Annotated in this window: 17 protein-coding genes and 1 tRNA gene; 10 read left to right on the plus strand and 8 right to left on the minus strand. The window is 35.5% G+C overall.

Going from position 1 to position 16218, the window contains the following annotated elements; translation table 11 throughout:
• Positions 1-3: 3 nt before the first annotated feature.
• The 3 genes from CVS84_RS07745 to CVS84_RS07755 are packed head-to-tail and all read right to left on the minus strand — an operon-like array spanning position 4 to position 2551.
• A complete protein-coding gene (locus CVS84_RS07745; RefSeq protein ID WP_107691797.1) occupies positions 4-1236 on the minus strand; it encodes an OmpP1/FadL family transporter in 1233 nt (410 codons plus the stop codon).
• Positions 1233-2084, minus strand: coding sequence for a deoxyribonuclease IV (gene nfo / locus CVS84_RS07750; protein WP_107691798.1), 852 nt, complete (start codon positions 2082-2084; stop codon positions 1233-1235). The genes CVS84_RS07745 and nfo overlap by 4 nt, the downstream gene beginning before the upstream one ends.
• The gene (locus CVS84_RS07755) at positions 2081-2551 is read right to left on the minus strand and encodes a hypothetical protein (RefSeq protein WP_107691799.1); all 471 of its coding nucleotides are present in this window, start codon (positions 2549-2551) and stop codon (positions 2081-2083) included. Before CVS84_RS07755 ends, nfo begins: the two co-directional genes overlap by 4 nt.
• Positions 2552-2619: 68 nt before the next feature.
• Here CVS84_RS07755 and CVS84_RS07760 point away from each other — a divergent pair.
• Positions 2620-2694: transfer RNA gene (locus CVS84_RS07760), tRNA-Glu, on the plus strand.
• Positions 2695-2777: 83 nt separating this feature from the next.
• Here the strand turns inward: CVS84_RS07760 and CVS84_RS07765 are convergent.
• Positions 2778-3338: a manganese efflux pump MntP family protein gene (locus CVS84_RS07765; RefSeq protein WP_107691800.1), complete on the minus strand. Its 561-nt coding sequence runs from the start codon at positions 3336-3338 to the stop codon at positions 2778-2780.
• Positions 3339-3448: 110 nt separating this feature from the next.
• Here CVS84_RS07765 and CVS84_RS07770 point away from each other — a divergent pair, with 110 nt between their 5' ends.
• Together CVS84_RS07770 and CVS84_RS07775 are read left to right on the plus strand one after the other, a co-directional pair.
• Positions 3449-4198: a DUF4197 domain-containing protein gene (locus CVS84_RS07770; RefSeq protein ID WP_107691801.1), complete on the plus strand. Its 750-nt coding sequence runs from the start codon at positions 3449-3451 to the stop codon at positions 4196-4198.
• Positions 4195-5076 (plus strand): DMT family transporter, encoded by an 882-nt coding sequence (locus CVS84_RS07775; protein WP_107691802.1) that lies wholly within the window; start codon positions 4195-4197, stop codon positions 5074-5076. Before CVS84_RS07770 ends, CVS84_RS07775 begins: the two co-directional genes overlap by 4 nt.
• Here the strand turns inward: CVS84_RS07775 and CVS84_RS07780 are convergent.
• The gene (locus CVS84_RS07780; protein ID WP_107691803.1) at positions 5073-5798 is read right to left on the minus strand and encodes a class I SAM-dependent methyltransferase; all 726 of its coding nucleotides are present in this window, start codon (positions 5796-5798) and stop codon (positions 5073-5075) included. The genes CVS84_RS07775 and CVS84_RS07780 overlap by 4 nt on opposite strands.
• A 45-nt stretch (positions 5799-5843) precedes the next feature.
• Here CVS84_RS07780 and CVS84_RS07785 point away from each other — a divergent pair, with 45 nt between their 5' ends.
• Positions 5844-6236: an acyl-CoA thioesterase gene (locus tag CVS84_RS07785; protein ID WP_107691804.1), complete on the plus strand. Its 393-nt coding sequence runs from the start codon at positions 5844-5846 to the stop codon at positions 6234-6236.
• On the opposite strand, the gene CVS84_RS07790 is transcribed toward CVS84_RS07785, so the two are convergent.
• Complete coding sequence (locus tag CVS84_RS07790) at positions 6227-6586, minus strand: Fur family transcriptional regulator (RefSeq protein ID WP_072594097.1); 360 nt, start codon at positions 6584-6586, stop codon at positions 6227-6229. The two genes, CVS84_RS07785 and CVS84_RS07790, sit on opposite strands and share 10 nt — an antisense overlap.
• A 147-nt stretch (positions 6587-6733) precedes the next feature.
• On the opposite strand from CVS84_RS07790, the gene CVS84_RS07795 reads away from it, so the two are divergent.
• From CVS84_RS07795 to CVS84_RS07810, 4 genes are read left to right on the plus strand one after another with little or no spacing between them, the layout of a single operon-like run.
• Positions 6734-7660 carry a metal ABC transporter solute-binding protein, Zn/Mn family gene (locus CVS84_RS07795; protein ID WP_107691805.1) on the plus strand — a complete coding sequence of 309 codons (927 nt, stop codon included), beginning with the start codon at positions 6734-6736 and terminating at the stop codon, positions 7658-7660.
• Between the two features lie 16 nt (positions 7661-7676).
• Positions 7677-9182, plus strand: a complete 1506-nt coding sequence (locus CVS84_RS07800; protein ID WP_107691806.1) for a nickel/cobalt transporter — start codon at positions 7677-7679, stop codon at positions 9180-9182.
• A complete protein-coding gene (locus CVS84_RS07805) occupies positions 9179-9964 on the plus strand; it encodes a metal ABC transporter ATP-binding protein (protein WP_085657950.1) in 786 nt (261 codons plus the stop codon). Before CVS84_RS07800 ends, CVS84_RS07805 begins: the two co-directional genes overlap by 4 nt.
• A gap of 1 nt (position 9965) precedes the next feature.
• A complete protein-coding gene (locus CVS84_RS07810; RefSeq protein ID WP_054195991.1) occupies positions 9966-10772 on the plus strand; it encodes a metal ABC transporter permease in 807 nt (268 codons plus the stop codon).
• On the opposite strand, the gene CVS84_RS07815 is transcribed toward CVS84_RS07810, so the two are convergent.
• Positions 10753-12084 carry an MATE family efflux transporter gene (locus CVS84_RS07815; RefSeq protein ID WP_107691807.1) on the minus strand — a complete coding sequence of 444 codons (1332 nt, stop codon included), beginning with the start codon at positions 12082-12084 and terminating at the stop codon, positions 10753-10755. The two genes, CVS84_RS07810 and CVS84_RS07815, sit on opposite strands and share 20 nt — an antisense overlap.
• Positions 12085-12341: 257 nt before the next feature.
• Positions 12342-12791 (minus strand): type II secretion system protein, encoded by a 450-nt coding sequence (locus tag CVS84_RS07820; protein ID WP_107691808.1) that lies wholly within the window; start codon positions 12789-12791, stop codon positions 12342-12344.
• Positions 12792-12933: 142 nt separating this feature from the next.
• Here CVS84_RS07820 and CVS84_RS07825 point away from each other — a divergent pair, with 142 nt between their 5' ends.
• Positions 12934-13806, plus strand: coding sequence for a cytochrome-c peroxidase (locus tag CVS84_RS07825; RefSeq protein ID WP_107691809.1), 873 nt, complete (start codon positions 12934-12936; stop codon positions 13804-13806).
• Positions 13796-16216, plus strand: coding sequence for a GGDEF domain-containing phosphodiesterase (locus CVS84_RS07830; protein WP_107691810.1), 2421 nt, complete (start codon positions 13796-13798; stop codon positions 16214-16216). The genes CVS84_RS07825 and CVS84_RS07830 overlap by 11 nt, the downstream gene beginning before the upstream one ends.
• Positions 16217-16218 lie beyond the last annotated feature (2 nt).

Consider the following 16218-nt stretch of genomic DNA (forward strand, 5'->3'; position numbering starts at 1 on the left):
TAACTAAAATGTATATTTAAAAGTCGTACCAAGGATTTGGATCGTACCAGTATCAAATTCCCCTGACATTTTTGTAGCAATACTGTTGGTAATACCTGTCGCACGCTTCTTATCACGGTGTTGATAGACATATCCAAGTGCCATTTCAAGATTTGGTGTAAATTTATAATTTACCCCAAGAGAATACACCTTAGATGTAGTATTTGGAAGCTCTAAGCCAGTATGCTTACTACTTGTAATGTCTTCATCATAGGCAAAGCCAGCCATTAGTCTAAATTTTTCATTGACATCATAGGCAAGGCCTAGTCTATATGTATTTGTATCTTTTGCATTTTTTATGACTGGATCGTCCATGAATCTTGCAAAAGCTGGATGCGAGTGAGCTGGACCTTTATCCATGTATTCAAAGTCATAGCCTTTAAATTTAGACCAATACGTCCTCTCAAAAGCTAGTAAAAGAGTAAAGTCGCTAAATTTATAGCCAGCAGCAAGTACAAGCTGAGCAGGAAGTGGGATCTCAACTTTTGTTTTGCCATGATAGCTTATAGGAGATAGCGCTCCGTTAAAATCAGCATCTGTATGGCCTTTAAGTTCTAAATTTACATTTGAGCGGTAAGTAACAGCAAAGCTTAAATCCTCAATAGGTCTATAAGTAAGTGCAACATTATAGCCATAGCCCATACCATCGCCTTTTATCTCTCTGTAGCCTATTCGTCCAAAGTCACTTGCTATCTTACCTTTGGTGTAAACACCTCTAGCACCAAGAGCAACGGCGAGCTTATCGTTTATGCGGTAAGCTACGGTTGGATTTAGTTCAACAACTTGCAGCTTAAACCTTTTAGCGGTAAATGCGGTAGCTGGATCCTCCCATGATACACCAACAGCAGCAGGAACGGCAAGAGCTAAACCGAATTTCCAGTTTTCATAAATTTCTGGCGTTACAAAACTAAATGTACCAGCTAGTGAGTCAAATTTTTCTGACTTGTAGCTTTTGCCACTATCACTTTTAAACTCAAGCTTATTTATATGAAACCAGCCAAGGGTACCTTCTATGTGATGGCGTCCATCTAAAAACATCATATTTGCAGGGTTAAAATACGCCGCATCAGCCCCAAAACTAAAGGCTACGTTACTAGCAGCAAGACCTAAAGAATCAGCACTTTGCTCAGGAACTTTATAACCTCCAGCATTTAGCAAAGTAGATGTTGCAATAATGCTTAATAGCACTTTTTTCATAGTTTTTCCTTTTCGAAATTTCTTAAAATTTTTATCTCGTCTTCCCAGATACTCTCGTCAATCGTCTCTAATATTAAAGGAATTTCGCCTATTTTATCATCATTTATTATATTTTTAAAAGCACTAAATCCAAGCTCACCCTTGCCAAGACTCTCGTGCCTATCTTTTTTCGAGCCAAGCCCAAATTTTGCATCATTTAAATGCATGCCGGATAAAAATTTATAGCCGATGATCGCATCAAATTCCCCCATCGTCTTGGCATAGGCCTCTTTGCTTCTTAGATCATATCCAGCAGCAAATGCGTGACAGGTATCAAAGCAAACACCAACTCTGCTCTCATCGTCTACTCGCTCTATCAAATAAGCAATCTGCTTAAAACTAAAGCCTAAATTTGAACCTTGTGCAGCTGTATTTTCGATGACTAGCTTTACACCGCTTGTACGTTTAAGTGCCATGTTCATGCAGCTTGCGATATTATCTAAGCACTCTTTTTCGCTTATTTGTTTTAGATGTGAGCCTGGATGAAAATTTAAAAGCTCTAGCCCAAGCTTACTGGCGCGATCTATCTCATCTATAAAGGCTTCAAGCGACTTTGCTCTTGCATCCTCATCTGGATGGCCTAAATTTATCAAGTAGCTACTGTGCGGCAAAACATGCTTTGTGCTTATGCCAGAAATTTTTAGATTTTCTTTAAACTGCTCTATTTCACTGGCGCTTAGCTCTTTTGCATTCCACTGCCGTTGATTTTTTGTAAAAAGCGCAAAGGCATTTGCTCCTATTTTTGCAGCATTTAAAGGTGCATTAAACACACCCCCAGCCGCACTTACGTGAGCTCCGATGTATCTCATTTTAACTCTTTTATTATCACTCTTATTTTGTTTTTGCTATCTATAAATTTGACGTAGTTATCGCAAACCTCGTATTTTATAAAATATGAACTTAGATCTTGACTAAAACCACACTCCGTATTCACCAATCCTTTGCCATCATAAATCTTTTCTTTTTGCAAAATTTCTTCAAAAAGGCTCTCATAATGCGGGGCTAGAAAAAATTTCTCATTAAACTCAGTCTTATTAAAACAAGCGCTATTTATGCAAATTTTATCTCTTATGTTTATGTTTGCGGTGTTTACGCCAGAGCTATAAATTTGTAAATTTAGCTCATTTTTATATTTATGGAAAAATCCAACATCATTTATCTTTATCATCGGAGAAAATAAAGTAACTTGAAAAGCTTGTGAATTTTGCGGCGTTTTAGTAGCCACGCAACCTGTAAAAATAAAAACAGACAACAAAGTAAATAAAAAATTTTTCAAAAATTTTTCCTTATTAATCTAAAATTAAGTATAAAAGAAATATAATCCCAACTTCATAACCGACATGTGGCCCATTCGTCTAGCGGTTAGGACATCGCCCTTTCACGGCGGTAACACGAGTTCGAGTCTCGTATGGGTCACCACTTCTAAAAATCAAAATCTTATCCATATAAGCTTTAAAATATAGTTAATCTTAAATATTATTTTTAATTGTTATTTTAAATTTTTATTGAACCGCGCCGCTTTCAATTAAATGCGTTATTAAAATTTTAAAACCTAGAAAAATTAATATCGCTCCTCCCAAAAAGAGCGCCTTTTTCTCTAAAATTTCACCCATAAATTTACCTATATAAAAAGCAATCAAACTTAATGCAAAGCAGAATACACCGATGATGAGCGAGCTTTGAAAGATATTTATCTCTTCAAAGCTAAGTGTGACGCCAACGGCAAGAGCATCCACACTAGTAGCAAATGCTCCATATAAAATAGTCTTAAATCCTATCTTAAGATACTCACACTCCTCTTTGCTACAGGCCTCTTTAAACATTCTAAAACCAAGAAAACAGAGTATAAAAAATGCGACGAAATGATCAACCGAGCTTATAAATTTTGCAAAACTAACACCTAAAAGATAACCAAGAAGCGGCATAAGAAACTGAAAAAAGCCAAGCATAAAAGCAATAAATAAAATTTTATTAAGAGCTAAATTTTTATACCTTGCACCATTCGCCATATTTAGTGCCGCACTATCCATACTAAGAGCGAAGCTAAGAAGTAAAAGTTGCATAATCTTCCTTTAGAAAAAAGGGTGAATTCTAGTGCAAAAAGATTAAATTTATTTTAAGTGTTTAGATATTTTTTGTATGATTTTGCTCTAAATTTTAAAAAGGAGAGAAGATGAAAAGATCTCTTGTTGTTCTTTGTGGCGCGCTTGCTTTAAATTTACAAGCCGCAAGTATGGATGATATGATAAATAAAGGCGTCAAAATCGCTACTCACGCATCAAGCGACGACTATAAAAGCTTAGTTAGTGAAGCACTAAATGCCGCTGTTAGCGAGCTTTCAAAAGAGGGCTTTATAAACAACGCCACAGCTAAAATCCCGCTTCCAAAAAGCCTTGAGATGGCGTCAAATTTAGCCAAAAAAGTAGGCGGCGAAAAGTGGGCGCAGGATCTTAGCAAGTCGATAAACAATGCCGCGACCACGGCCGTGCCAAAGGCTGCTGAAATTTTTAGTGATAGCATAAAAAATATGAGCGAAGCAGATGTCAAAAAGCTCTTTAACGGCGGTAGTGACAGCGTTACGAAGTATTTAGAGAAAAGCTCAAGCCAAAAGCTAAAGGCGGCATTTGCGCCGATAATTGAAAAAATGATGAGTGATAATAGCTTCGCGACTGCCTATAATGGGCTAAATTCTTTCATCGGCAACTCAGCAAAAAACAACGAAACGATAAAATCAGTAAAGAGCCTAGCTAAAAATTTAGGTGCAAGCGAGTATGTACCAGATGACGGCGAGGATCTAAACGCCTATATCACAAGAAAGACGCTAGATGGACTATTTAACGTGATGAGCGAGAAGGAAAAGGGGCTAAGAAGCGGCTTTAGCCTAGATAGCGGCAAAAAGGTGCTAGACTCGATCTTTAAATGAAAAATTTAAGCGCGCAAAATAGAGCCGACATCGCACTCATCGTAGTTGCCATCGTTTGGGGCGCTACGTTTTTACCTATGGCAAACGCACTAAAAACAAATAGCGTCTTTGTCATGCTCTTTTGTAGATTTTTTATTTCCGCTATCTTTATGGGACTTATAGCATTTAAATTTTCTAAAATTTTTGATAAAAAAAGTGTGGTTTATGGCACTATCCTTGGCGTAGTTCTCTTTGGCTCATTTGTTGCTCAAACTTACGCTCTAAAACTTACTTTTAGCTCAAGTGTTGCCTTTATTACAGGGCTTGAGTGCGTAATAGTGCCTTTTATGACAGCACTCATTTTCAAAAATAAAATAACCATTTTTGCTATTTTTGGTGCATTTATTGCCATTTTTGGACTATGGCTTTTAAGTGGAGCCACTCTTGCCTTAGGAGCTGGCGAGGCACTTGCCCTACTTTGTGCCATATTTTACGCACTTTACACAAGCTTAAATGGCCACTTTGTAAGAAAATGTGAGCTTTATCTACTCGTATTTGTGGTATTTCTTACCGTCTCTTTACTCTCATTTGTCTTTGCATTTATTGAAGGTAGTGTGGTGCCAAATTACGATAGGGAATTTTTCATAGCGATATTTATCACGACGGTGATTGGCACCATATTTTGCTACTTTGTGCAAACGATCGCTCAAAGATATACAACGGCTAGTAAAGCAGCTTTATTTTTCTGCCTTGAGCCAGTCTCTGCTGGCTTTATCGGCTATTTTTTTGCTGGTGAAAAGCTAACTCTCATACAAATTTTTGGCGCGATCTTAATAATCTTTGGAGTTATTTTTAGTGAATTTGGTAAAAAATTTTTCTCTAGGTCAAAACTAGCTTAAAAGACAAAAAGCTTCATCTGCGACTCTATCTTTTCATCTATAAACTCGCCGTCAAATCTCTCTTTTAACATCGCTAAAACCACCTTTTCATCGTAGTTTTTAGCTCCATTTATCTCAAGGTGCCAGCAGATATTTTCAGCAGCTTCTTGCACGCTTCGCCTAGCAATCCTTGTCTCATTTAAAATTTCACTCTTATAGGTAATGCCTTGCTCATTTAGCCACGCTTCAAGTCTATTTACAACATTTTTTTGAGAGAGAGTGCGTCCAAATTTTTCAAAAAATGGCTCAATCAAATCAGAGCTTCTAGGCTTATCCCAGCCAAGGTAGAGTTTTTGCTTTGCGATACTATGAAATTTAGCAAAATCTTCATCGCTAGCAATCGCTGGACTCATTGTGCAAATAGCAATATCAAAGTACTTTGTAGGCTTAAATTCTCTCCACGAGCAAACCTCACTGGTTAAATTTGTCACGCCAAATCTTTTTGCATCTTCATTTAAAATTTCTATCATCTTTTCTGAGCTATCTATGCCAGTTACGCTTTTGGCGGTTTTGGATAAAAATATACTCCAAACGCCCGTACCACAGCCTATATCTAAAATTTCTTTGCCGTTAAAGTCTATCCCCCAAGCCAAGGCTTTGCCATAAATTTGCTGCTGAATAGCGCTGATCTTGCCGTCAAATCTTTGGTAGTTTGACGCCTTTTTATCCCATAAATTTTGCATTTTAGCTCCTCTTTTTGGTTATAATTTTAGCAAAAAAGGTCAAAAATGAGAGATTTTATATATCGCGTCATCATCCCGCCACAAGCCATAGATATGCACGGACATATGAATAATGTCTATTATTTCACTCTTATGCAAGAGGCTGCATTCGCACACTCTGCTGCGGTTGGCGACACGGTCGAGGCGCAGTATAAAAGGGGTGAAATTTGGCTCATTAGAAAAAATGAAGCCAAATATATAAAAAGCGTAAAATTAATGGATGAGATAGAAATCCACACTTACACGCAAGCTGAGGGCAAGGCGACTTCTTGTAGATACTTTGAGTTTAAAAAAGATGGCAAGCTAATAGCAACTGGCAAGACCGAGTTTGTTTACGTTGATCTAAAAACAAATCGCCCAAAAGCCATTCCAGCTGAGGTCATCGCTCTTTACTCGTGATCACACTCATCACAAACGCCTTTTATCACGGCGCTTTTTATATTTTTAGCGACGTTTAGATGGGGCATATCGATGTTTGTGACTTTATGACAGATATCGCAGATAAAGTACGCTTTTGCCTCATTTGCTAGTTCGTAGTAGCTTTTATGATTGTTTTCAGTTTTTATGACAAGGCCTTTTTTTTCAAAAATTTCTATGCTTCTATAAAAAGTGGTTTTATTTGCATTAAGGCTTTCTAAAATTTCATCATAACTTAATGGAGTTTTGGCATTTTGCAAAATTTCAACGAGCTTTATGCGAAAAGTAGTTGCCTTGATACTATGCTCTTCTAAGAAATTTCTTGCATTCATCCTTGCCCTTTTTATTTTTTGTATATTAACGCTAAAAGTTTTAAATTTCATTTAAAAAGCACTATATTTAGGCTTTTGTTCTTTAAGTTGCAACCAAGTTGCAATTTGCTAAACTTCCGCAATATTTTTTCAAATAAAGGAGAGATGGTGAGAAAGATTTTTGTTTTTTTAGCAGTTTGCGCTTTGTCGCTTTTTGCAAAGCCAGTTGTTACGACAAGTATATTGCCTACAAAATTTTTTGTTGAGCAGATCGCTGGTGATACACTAAGCGTAAATACAATGGTTGGCAAAGGTGCTGATCCGCACACTTATGAGCCAAAGCCAAAACAGATGAAGGAGCTTGAAAAGAGCGAACTTTACTTTGCTATTGGTATTGAATTTGAAGATACTTGGCTAGAGCGTTTTTCAAAATCTTTTAAAAATTTACGCATTATAAAAACACAAGAAGGTATCGAAAAGATAGCTATGAGCGATGAACACGAACACCATGAACATCACGAGCACAAGCACGAGGGCGAGCATAAACATGAGCATCACGAGCATCATGACCATGACCACGAAGCTAGCGAGCATCATCACCATCATCATGATGGCCTTGATCCGCACATTTGGCTTGATCCGGTTTTAGTAAAAACTCAAGCTGATAATATTGCCAAGGCATTAATAGAGAAATTCCCGCAAAATGCAAAGCTCTATGAGGAAAATTTAGCTAAATTTAAAGCTAATCTTGACGAGCTTGATAGCTTTATAAAAAATACTCTAAAAGATGTTAAAACTCGCGAATTTATCGTATATCACCCATCTTGGGGGTATTTTGCAAAACGTTATAATTTAGAGCAAATCGCTATCGAGATAGAGGGCAAAGAGCCAAAGCCAGCTGAGCTAAAAGAGCTCATCGAAGAGGCTAAAGAGCACGGCGTAAAAGTCATTTTCGTGGCTCCGCAGTTTCCAACAAAGGCTGCGAATTTAGTAGCAAAAGAGACTGGCTCAAAGGTTATAAGCATTGATCAGCTCCCAGAAAATTGGCTAGATGAGATGAAAAAAACAGCAGAAATTTTTGCTAAGAGTCTATAAAAAGAGTCTATAAAAGATGTTAGTACGCCTGATTGTCATTTGCTTATTTGCTATAAATGCCTTCGGGTGTGCTCTTTGCTCGCTTTATAGCCCAACCGCTCACGTGAGCGTAAAATTTGACTCAAACGAAAACAATATCACTACAATTGCTTTTTCATGGACATTTTCGCAAAATTTCTCAGAGCTTATGAGGCAAAATTTTGACCTAAATCAGGATGAAAAGATAGATGAAAGCGAGATCAAAAAGATCCGCTTAAATTTACTTGATTATCTTGTGCCAAGGCACTATTTAACGAATATTGAGTACTTTTACAAAGATGAAAATGCTACAAAGCTTGAGCTAAATTTAAAAAAGTATAAACTCTATTTTGATGAGGGCAGATTAAAATTTGATGTTAGTTTTAAGACAAATTTACTTATTAAAGATGGCTTTGTGGTGTCTGTCGAAATGGACGATAAAGAGGGATATTTTAATTTTAAATTTACACAAAACAACGCATTTTTGGTATCAGATCAGTTTTGGACGATACCAAATCCAAATGCAAATTTAATATTTTTTACATTTTCAAGTAAAGCTGCAGCCAAAGCTCATAACGAAAAGCCTGCATTAAAAGAGCTTCTAAAAGAGCCAAACTCAGTAAATTTTGAAGATGAAAATTTAAGCCAGATCGATAAGATCGATGAAGCTAAGTTTGATCTTGTTTCAAAAACAAGTCTAAATATGCTTGATAGATTAAAGCAAATTCTAAGAAATTTTGATCAAAAAAATCCGCTGACTCTGCTATTTTTAGCGCTCATATCATTTGGTTATGGCTTTTTGCATGCTGCATCTGCGGGACATGGCAAGGTGCTTACAAGCTCCTATTTTGCCGCAACTGGCGGAAGCTACGCCAAAGCCTTTTTCTTCTCTTTAAAGATCGGATTTTTACATGTTGTGGGTGCGTTTATTTTTGTGCTTGCTAGTTTTATGATATTGCGTGAGATCAGTAGCGATCTGACAAAAGATACAGCAAGCGTTACAACAGCATTTTCTGGCATTGTTATCTTTTTTGTAGCGATTTTTATGCTTTATAAAAAGGTCAAAATTTATCTTTCAAGCAAAAAAGAGTTAAATAAATTTTATATTTTTAGCTCAAGTTTAAGCCAAAATTTGAGTAAAAATACAAAATTTACTAGCGACTGTGGCTGTAATATCTGCATTACAAAAAAACCAAAAAACAAAGAAGAATGGCTGGTTGCGGCTGCTGCGGCACTTATTCCTTGTCCTGGCACGATACTTGTCTTTGTGCTAGCAAATGAGCTAGGCAGCTACTTTGCAGGCGTTATAAGTGGCCTATTTATGGCGCTTGGCATGAGCGCAGTGATATTTTTAGCGGCTGTTTTTGGGGCCAAGATAAATGAGAGCACAAACATTAAGTTAAAAAAGTTTAAAATCTATGCCGAATTTATGGCTCTTAGCGTTATGCTTTGGCTTGGGCTTTTTATTTTTACTACGACATTTACGCAAAAGAGTCTGTTTTGAAAGAAATTATAAAAATTAGAAATTTAAACTTTAGCTACGATAAGCAAGTGGTTTTAGAAGGTATCAATTTAGATTATAGTAGCGATGAGTTTTTAGCTATCATCGGTCCAAATGGTGGTGGCAAAAGCACGCTTTTAAAGCTTATCTTAGGACTACTTAAGCCTCAAAGTGGCGAGATAAAGCTCTTTGGAAAAGAGCCAAGTGAAGTCAGTAAATTTATAGGTTATGTGCCTCAAAATTTCCTCTCAAATCAAAGCTTTCCAATGATGGTTTTAGAAGTAGTTTTAATGGGGCTAATCGATAAAAAAATTTTTGGTTTTTACTCGCGAGATGAGAAACAAATGGCTCTTGGTGCCCTTGAGAAAGTTGGCATGAAAGAATTCGCAAGCGCTAGAATTGGTGAGCTAAGCGGTGGCCAAAGACAGCGTGTATATATCGCAAGAGCGCTTTGTGCAAATGCAAAGGTTCTCGTTTTAGACGAGCCAACAGCTAGTATCGACACAAAGGGCCAGGCTGAAATTTATGAAATTTTAAAAAATATAAATGCAAGCGGTGTTGGCGTAGTCTTGGTAAGTCACGATCTAAATATCGTACTAAATTATGCTACAAAAATCGCCTATGTGAGTAAAAATTTACATATTCATAAAACTCATGAAGATACCGCAAAAAGAGAATTTATAGAGCATTTGGCAAAATCTCATAGCCATTTTTGCGATGTCGAGATCGCACTTGGCGAATGTGAGTGCAAAATCAAAAGTAATGTTTTTAAGCTAAAGAGATAAAATGAGTGAAATTTTAGAGTTAAATTTTATGCAAAATGCCTTTATTGCTGGTATTTTAGTTAGTATCATTTGTGGGCTCATAGGATCGCTCGTTGTTATAAATAAAATGACTTTTATCGCTGGCGGCATCGCGCACGGAGCGTATGGCGGCATCGGACTTGCCTTTTTCTTCTCGCTTGAACCACTTCTTGGCGCTAGTATATTTTCACTCTTTTTAGCCCTTATAATCGCTACTATCACGCTAAAAGATAAAACCAACATCGACTCAGTTATCGGTGCTATTTGGGCATTTGGCATGGCTATTGGTATCATTTTTATCGATTTAACTCCGGGATACAATGCCGACCTTATGAGTTATCTCTTTGGCTCTATCTTAGCAGTAAGCGGGCAAGATATAACATTTATGAGTATTTTAGATATCTTATTTTTAGCACTCATTGCTCTTTTTTATCGTCAATTTGTAGCTATTAGCTTTGATGCAGAGTTTGCAAAGTTGCGCGGCGTAAATACAACATTTTTTCACTATTTATTAGTGTGCATGATGGCACTTTGTGTGGTGGCTACGATTCGTGTTGTTGGGCTGATTCTAGTCATCGCTCTTCTTACTATACCGCCATATTTAGCACAAATTTTTGCCAAAAGACTTGGACTGATGATGTTAATCTCCACTATCTTTTCAGTCGTTTTTTGTTTTAGCGGTCTATTTATTAGCTTTTATTTTAACCTAACAGGCGGAGCTAGCATAATCTTAGTTGCTTCACTTTGCTTTTTTGCTTTTTGTTTTAAATTTAAAAGCTTACGCCAGTAGCCCTTCTTAACTGATAAAGCGTCCAAAAGACGAAACAAATGGCTGTGAGATAGACACTAAAAAATAGAGCTAGCCATATAAATTTTATCTCAAGACCAAAATAAAAAACTACTGCGTAAAAAAGTGATCCTTGAAGTACGAATTGCCTAAATCCATTTAGCAAAAAGATGGCCACTGGGCGTTTTATGGCCTGAAGAGTGCTGCCTGAGACATTTATCGTGCCATAAGCTACGTAAGCAAGAGAATTTATACCAAGATAAAGCCCTGCTATTCCCAAAACTACCGGCGTATCATCAAAAATTCTTATCATATCTTCACCAAAAAATCTAATAAAAACACAAGCAAATGCACAATAAATAAGTAAAAAAAGAAGTGAAACTTTATAGCATTGTTTAGCTCTTTTAAAATTTTTAGCGCCATAGTTTCTTGAAACGATACTTAAAACTGCTGCGGCCATACCAATGGTCGGCAATACCAAAATTTGCTCTATCCTTAAAGCTATACCATATCCTGCTACGGCATTTACGCCATAGTAGCTTATAAATTTTAAAAGCACAAGTGAACCAAGCGACATCGATAGATAGTTCAAACAAGCTGGTAGAGCTTGCTTTGTAATCTTTGCCCAAATGCTAAAATTTGGCACAAAATAGCTTAAATTTCTTGGCTCGATCATCTTAGCTTTTTTAACTTTTACAAAAAGGTAGATCATGCCCAAAAGCTGAACACTAGCTGTTGCTAGAGCAAGTCCTTTTACACCAAGACCCAAAATGAATGCAAAAAAGTAGCAAAAAAATGCATTGATAAAAAGGCCATAAAATAGCCAATTGCGGTAACTTTTTGTATCTCCAAGTGCCACAAGCACGCCGTTTAGAGATTTGATAATCAAGAAAAATGGTGCAGCAAGAAAGATAACACCTGCGTAATCAAGCGCCTCTTTTAAATAGCGATGATCAGCTCCTAAAAAAGCGAGCAAATTCGGTGCTAAAAAATAGCCACAAAACCCCATAAAAATAGCAAATACTAGCACGAAGATAATTCCATTTGCTGCATAAAATTTAGCCATTTTTACTTTTCCTGCTCCAAGACTATTGCCTATTAGCGCAGTTAGTGCTGAGCCAAAACCAAGCCCAATGCCTACAATACTTAGATAAAGCAAAAAGCTCATAGCCATACCAGCTACGGCAAGAGTAGAAATTTTTGCTGCAAAAAATGTACCAGTAACGTTATAAAGAGTATTAAACATCATTGCGGTGCCAGCTGGAAGCGAAAGCGAAATGATGAGCTTATTTAGCGGGTCTTTTAGTAAATCCATGGTTTGATTTTACGTTTTTTATCTTTAAAATTTGTAAAGGATAAAAATCAATTAAATTTTAATAAAAAGCCATTGCCTATTTAGTAGAAGTTAAGATTTGATATCTTTTGGCAACGCATTAAATCTTAGAAAGCTTTTATTTTTATGTATATAAATTATTTGTATAAAAGAAAATTTGTATTTCTATCAGGCTTTGTTATATTAAAAATTTAGTAAGCCAAAAATCATAAAAAGCAAGGAAAATACCTTGCTAAATTTTATTTATATTTTATGCCCATGCCGCCAAATTTAAGCGTATTAGCTGTCTTGTTGTCGGTAGTACTTTCGATTAAGGCTTTAACATCTACTAAGCCTGGCAAGCCCCAAACTTGTTTGCAAAGACCGCCTGTTTTTATAGTTATTCCTATCTCACCAGTAGTATTATTTCCAGGACGTACTTCTAAACACTCATCATCTTTTGCTTTTACTGGTATTTTTACATTTGACATTTTTTTGACAGCTTCTTTAATATCCGAATCAGTAGCAAATTCACCTTGTGAAGTGTAGTAAGAACCCAAGTCCGAAATAAGTGTTTGTATATTTGAAGCAGTTTTTGATATCTCTGCATCATCCCTTGTTGCAGCTAGTTTTGGTATAGCAACCGCAGCTAATATACCCAATATAACGATCACGAAGATCAACTCAATCATCGTAAAGCCTTTTTTCATGACTTTCTCCTCCCTGAAATATAAATATTTTCTAAATCGAGCGAATTGTATCATAAATTTCAAAAAAACAATAAAATAATGTACTATATAAAAAATCAAAAATTTGCCGATATAAAAAAGAAAATTAAAATTTAGGGGCGTTATGAAGGGCGTTATACTTTGTCTATTTATCATCACGATTTCATTTTGTAAATATGAATCCTACAAACCTCTCACAGTAGTAAAATATAATGAAGAAAAGGCTCTGCTTGGCAAAAAACTCTTTTTTGACAAAAGACTAAGCCCAAATGAAAACTACTCTTGTCAAACTTGTCACAACTTGTATTGGAATTTAAGCGGAAGCAACCAAGATAGCATGGAAAAAGGCACTTTAAATCCTCCAACCATATTAAATGCTGCAGCAAACTATCTATTTTATAGCGATGCAAAGATTAGCAATTTAAAAGATCAAGTAAAAGAGTCTATAACCTCTAGAATAGAACTAAACTCGGATAACGACAAGATAGTGGATTCTGTAAATAACATCTCTGAGTACAAAATTTTATTTAAAAAAATTTATAATGACGGCATTAATTTTGATAACATTGCAGATGCAATAGCTGAGTTTGAAAAGGCAGTCTTAAGTGTTGATTCGCCATTTGATCGTTTTATATCAGGTGATAACAATGCCATAGATGATAGCGCAAAGAAAGGATTTGAGATATTCAATAATATAGGCTGTGCCGCTTGTCATAATGGTAGAAATTTGGGAGGAAATTTGACACAAGATATTGGCCGAGAAAGAATTTCTGCCTTAGATGCAAACAAAAGATTAAGAAGAGTGCCATCACTAAGAAATATTACAAAAACTGCTCCATATTTATCTCATGGAGAAATAAACGATCTAAAAGAGGCTATAAGCTTTATTGGTAACTACCAGCTAGGATACGTTCTTAGCAAAGATGAAATTGATGCTTTATACTCATTTTTTCTGACATTAAATGGTAAAAAGCCTAGGATACTAAATGAGTACTAAACGAATAAAAACCATACTTAGCGTCTTAACAGCTATATTTTTCATTAGTGCATTTTTTATATATAAAGCAAATATAGCTATTGGTGCAGCTCATAAATTTGATGATGGAATTTTAAATCTAAAATTTATAGACAATGAGATAACTTTTTCTTTAAATAATATTTATGATATCTCAAACTACGACAAACTCAATGCTGACATAAATTCTTTTGATACAAATTTGAGCAACCTTTCAATGCTTAATGATGAGATGATGTTATTTCATAAAAATGAAATAACAAAAGACCTACAAAACATAAGAGATGTATTTATTAAAAAAGTATTTTTTACACAAAGATCAGCTTATGTAAACTCATCTATAGATTCTTATATCCAAATAAGTCAATATGAAATACAAAATCTCGCACTTTCAAATAAGCTTGAGCCTATATTTTATGCGATAAAAGGTGCTTTGATGCTTAGTCCTGAAGCAATAGATGATATTTCAAAGCAAATAAAAATGTATAAAAACGAGTATAAAGATAACCAAAAAGCTCAAAACGTATTAGACAAGATACTTTATGCAGCTCAAGCTACAAAAACATTACGTACAATCTCAAATAGTGTAAAAGAGCTACATCTTGATAATCTAATAGAAAATTTTAGAAACAAAATCCTAGAATTTCACTCTGATGAGGTGAATAAGGCAAAAATAGCTCAGAGAATTTGCTTGCTTACATTTATAATATTTTGTTCATTCGGTCTCTATCAAATTAAAATGGCCTCAGAGCGTTTAAGACAGATAAAACTCCTAAGAACGACAGTCGAAAACGATCATAGCTCTATTATCTATTGCGATAAATACAATAGAATTTCATACGTAAATAAAACCTTTGAAGAAAAAACTGGCTACAAGCTAAAAGAAGTAATAGGCAAAAACCCTAGAATACTAAAATCATATATGCACCCGCAAAGCTTTTATGAATCCATAAAAGAGGCTGTGCAAAAATCTCTACCTTGGGAGAGCGATGAGCTTATAAGCAGAACAAAAAACGGTAATTTTTTATATGAAAAGGTAAAATTTTCACCATTTTTCTTTAAAAATAAATTTGAGGGCTATATAGCGGTAAAACTTGATAGGACTAAAGAGACGCTAATACTAAATGAACTAACTCAAAAAAATGAACAAATAAAAATACAATCTTCAATCGATAAGCTAACAGGCTTTGGTAACTACTTTGCTTTAACTGAAATTTTAGACGCACAAAAAGATGGAGTGCTCATTTGCTTAAGCATTAAGAATTTTAAAATTTTAAGATTCTTTTATCAAACTAAGATTATCGATGCAATGCTAAAAGCAGTAGCTGATACACTAAAGCTTTGTATAGATACTTCTGAGATAAAAGCAAAGTTATTTAGATTTCAAGATGACGCATTTTATATATGGTATGAAGGCGATAATATCGTAAGAGATATTGAATATATAAGAGAATATTTTGGCTCAAATAGAATAAATGTCGCTATTGATGAAAAATTTGAAAACTTACCAGGCATAAAGATGGTATTTGGTGTTTCATTGCCAAACGATACACCACAAACTAACCGCCTAATGCAATCAGCCCTTGCAAATCAGCTCGCAATAGAAAATGGTAGCAATATTTACTACTATTTAGAAAATGACGCCATTGAGATGAAATATCACAAAAACCAGCTGGCAGTTCAACTAATCGAAGATGCGTTAGAAAACGATAGAGTCATAGTAGAAGCACAAGGTATCTTTAACTTAGAAGAAAATGAGACCGAAGCAAAGTATTATGAAGTTTTAGTTCGCATAATTGATCAAAATGGCAAGATACACTATCCGGGTGAATTTTTAGATATTGCCATGAAAACGCAGCTATATCCGCAAATAACCAAAAAAGTGATAAGCCTTGCGTTTGATCTTGCCAAGAGATATCCAGATTATATGTTCTCGATAAATTTATCAATTACCGATATTGCTGATGCTAGTATGAGAGAGCTTATAGAGAGCAAGCTAAACGAGTGCAAAGATCCTAATAAAATTTGCTTTGAAATGCTAGAGAGCGAAGAGCTTAGCGACTATGTTGCGGTAAATTCTTTCATAAAACGCGTCAAAGGCTATGGATGTAAAATTTCGATTGATGACTTTGGCTCAGGATACTCAAACTACTACCGAATTTTGGAGCTCGATATAGACACCATAAAGATAGATGGCTCGATAATCAAAAAGCTTCCATTTGACGAAAATGCTAGAGTTCTAGTAGAAACCATCGTAAGCTTTGCAAAAAAACAAGGCTACAAAATAGTAGCCGAGTTCGCAAGCTCAGAAGAAATTTTAAACCAAATCAAAAATTTTGGAATACCTTACGCACAAGGTTTCTTGCTGGGCAAGCCTCGCAGAATGGAATAGTG

Source organism: Campylobacter concisus, assembly GCF_003048575.1.
Classification (GTDB): Bacteria; Campylobacterota; Campylobacteria; order Campylobacterales; family Campylobacteraceae; genus Campylobacter_A; species Campylobacter_A concisus_U.

Excerpts from the sequence above, each read along its gene's own strand:
- CVS84_RS07745 (WP_107691797.1), bottom strand. The coding sequence starts at position 1,236 with ATGAAAAAAGTGCTATTAAGCATTATTGCAACATCTACTTTGCTAAAT.
- nfo (WP_107691798.1), bottom strand. The coding sequence starts at position 2,084 with ATGAGATACATCGGAGCTCACGTAAGTGCGGCTGGGGGTGTGTTTAAT.
- CVS84_RS07765 (WP_107691800.1), bottom strand. The coding sequence starts at position 3,338 with ATGCAACTTTTACTTCTTAGCTTCGCTCTTAGTATGGATAGTGCGGCA.
- CVS84_RS07770 (WP_107691801.1), top strand. The coding sequence starts at position 3,449 with ATGAAAAGATCTCTTGTTGTTCTTTGTGGCGCGCTTGCTTTAAATTTA.
- CVS84_RS07775 (WP_107691802.1), top strand. The coding sequence starts at position 4,195 with ATGAAAAATTTAAGCGCGCAAAATAGAGCCGACATCGCACTCATCGTA.
- CVS84_RS07780 (WP_107691803.1), bottom strand. The coding sequence starts at position 5,798 with ATGCAAAATTTATGGGATAAAAAGGCGTCAAACTACCAAAGATTTGAC.
- CVS84_RS07785 (WP_107691804.1), top strand. The coding sequence starts at position 5,844 with ATGAGAGATTTTATATATCGCGTCATCATCCCGCCACAAGCCATAGAT.
- CVS84_RS07790 (WP_072594097.1), bottom strand. The coding sequence starts at position 6,586 with ATGAATGCAAGAAATTTCTTAGAAGAGCATAGTATCAAGGCAACTACT.
- CVS84_RS07800 (WP_107691806.1), top strand. The coding sequence starts at position 7,677 with ATGTTAGTACGCCTGATTGTCATTTGCTTATTTGCTATAAATGCCTTC.
- CVS84_RS07810 (WP_054195991.1), top strand. The coding sequence starts at position 9,966 with ATGAGTGAAATTTTAGAGTTAAATTTTATGCAAAATGCCTTTATTGCT.
- CVS84_RS07815 (WP_107691807.1), bottom strand. The coding sequence starts at position 12,084 with ATGGATTTACTAAAAGACCCGCTAAATAAGCTCATCATTTCGCTTTCG.
- CVS84_RS07820 (WP_107691808.1), bottom strand. The coding sequence starts at position 12,791 with ATGAAAAAAGGCTTTACGATGATTGAGTTGATCTTCGTGATCGTTATA.
- CVS84_RS07825 (WP_107691809.1), top strand. The coding sequence starts at position 12,934 with ATGAAGGGCGTTATACTTTGTCTATTTATCATCACGATTTCATTTTGT.
- CVS84_RS07830 (WP_107691810.1), top strand. The coding sequence starts at position 13,796 with ATGAGTACTAAACGAATAAAAACCATACTTAGCGTCTTAACAGCTATA.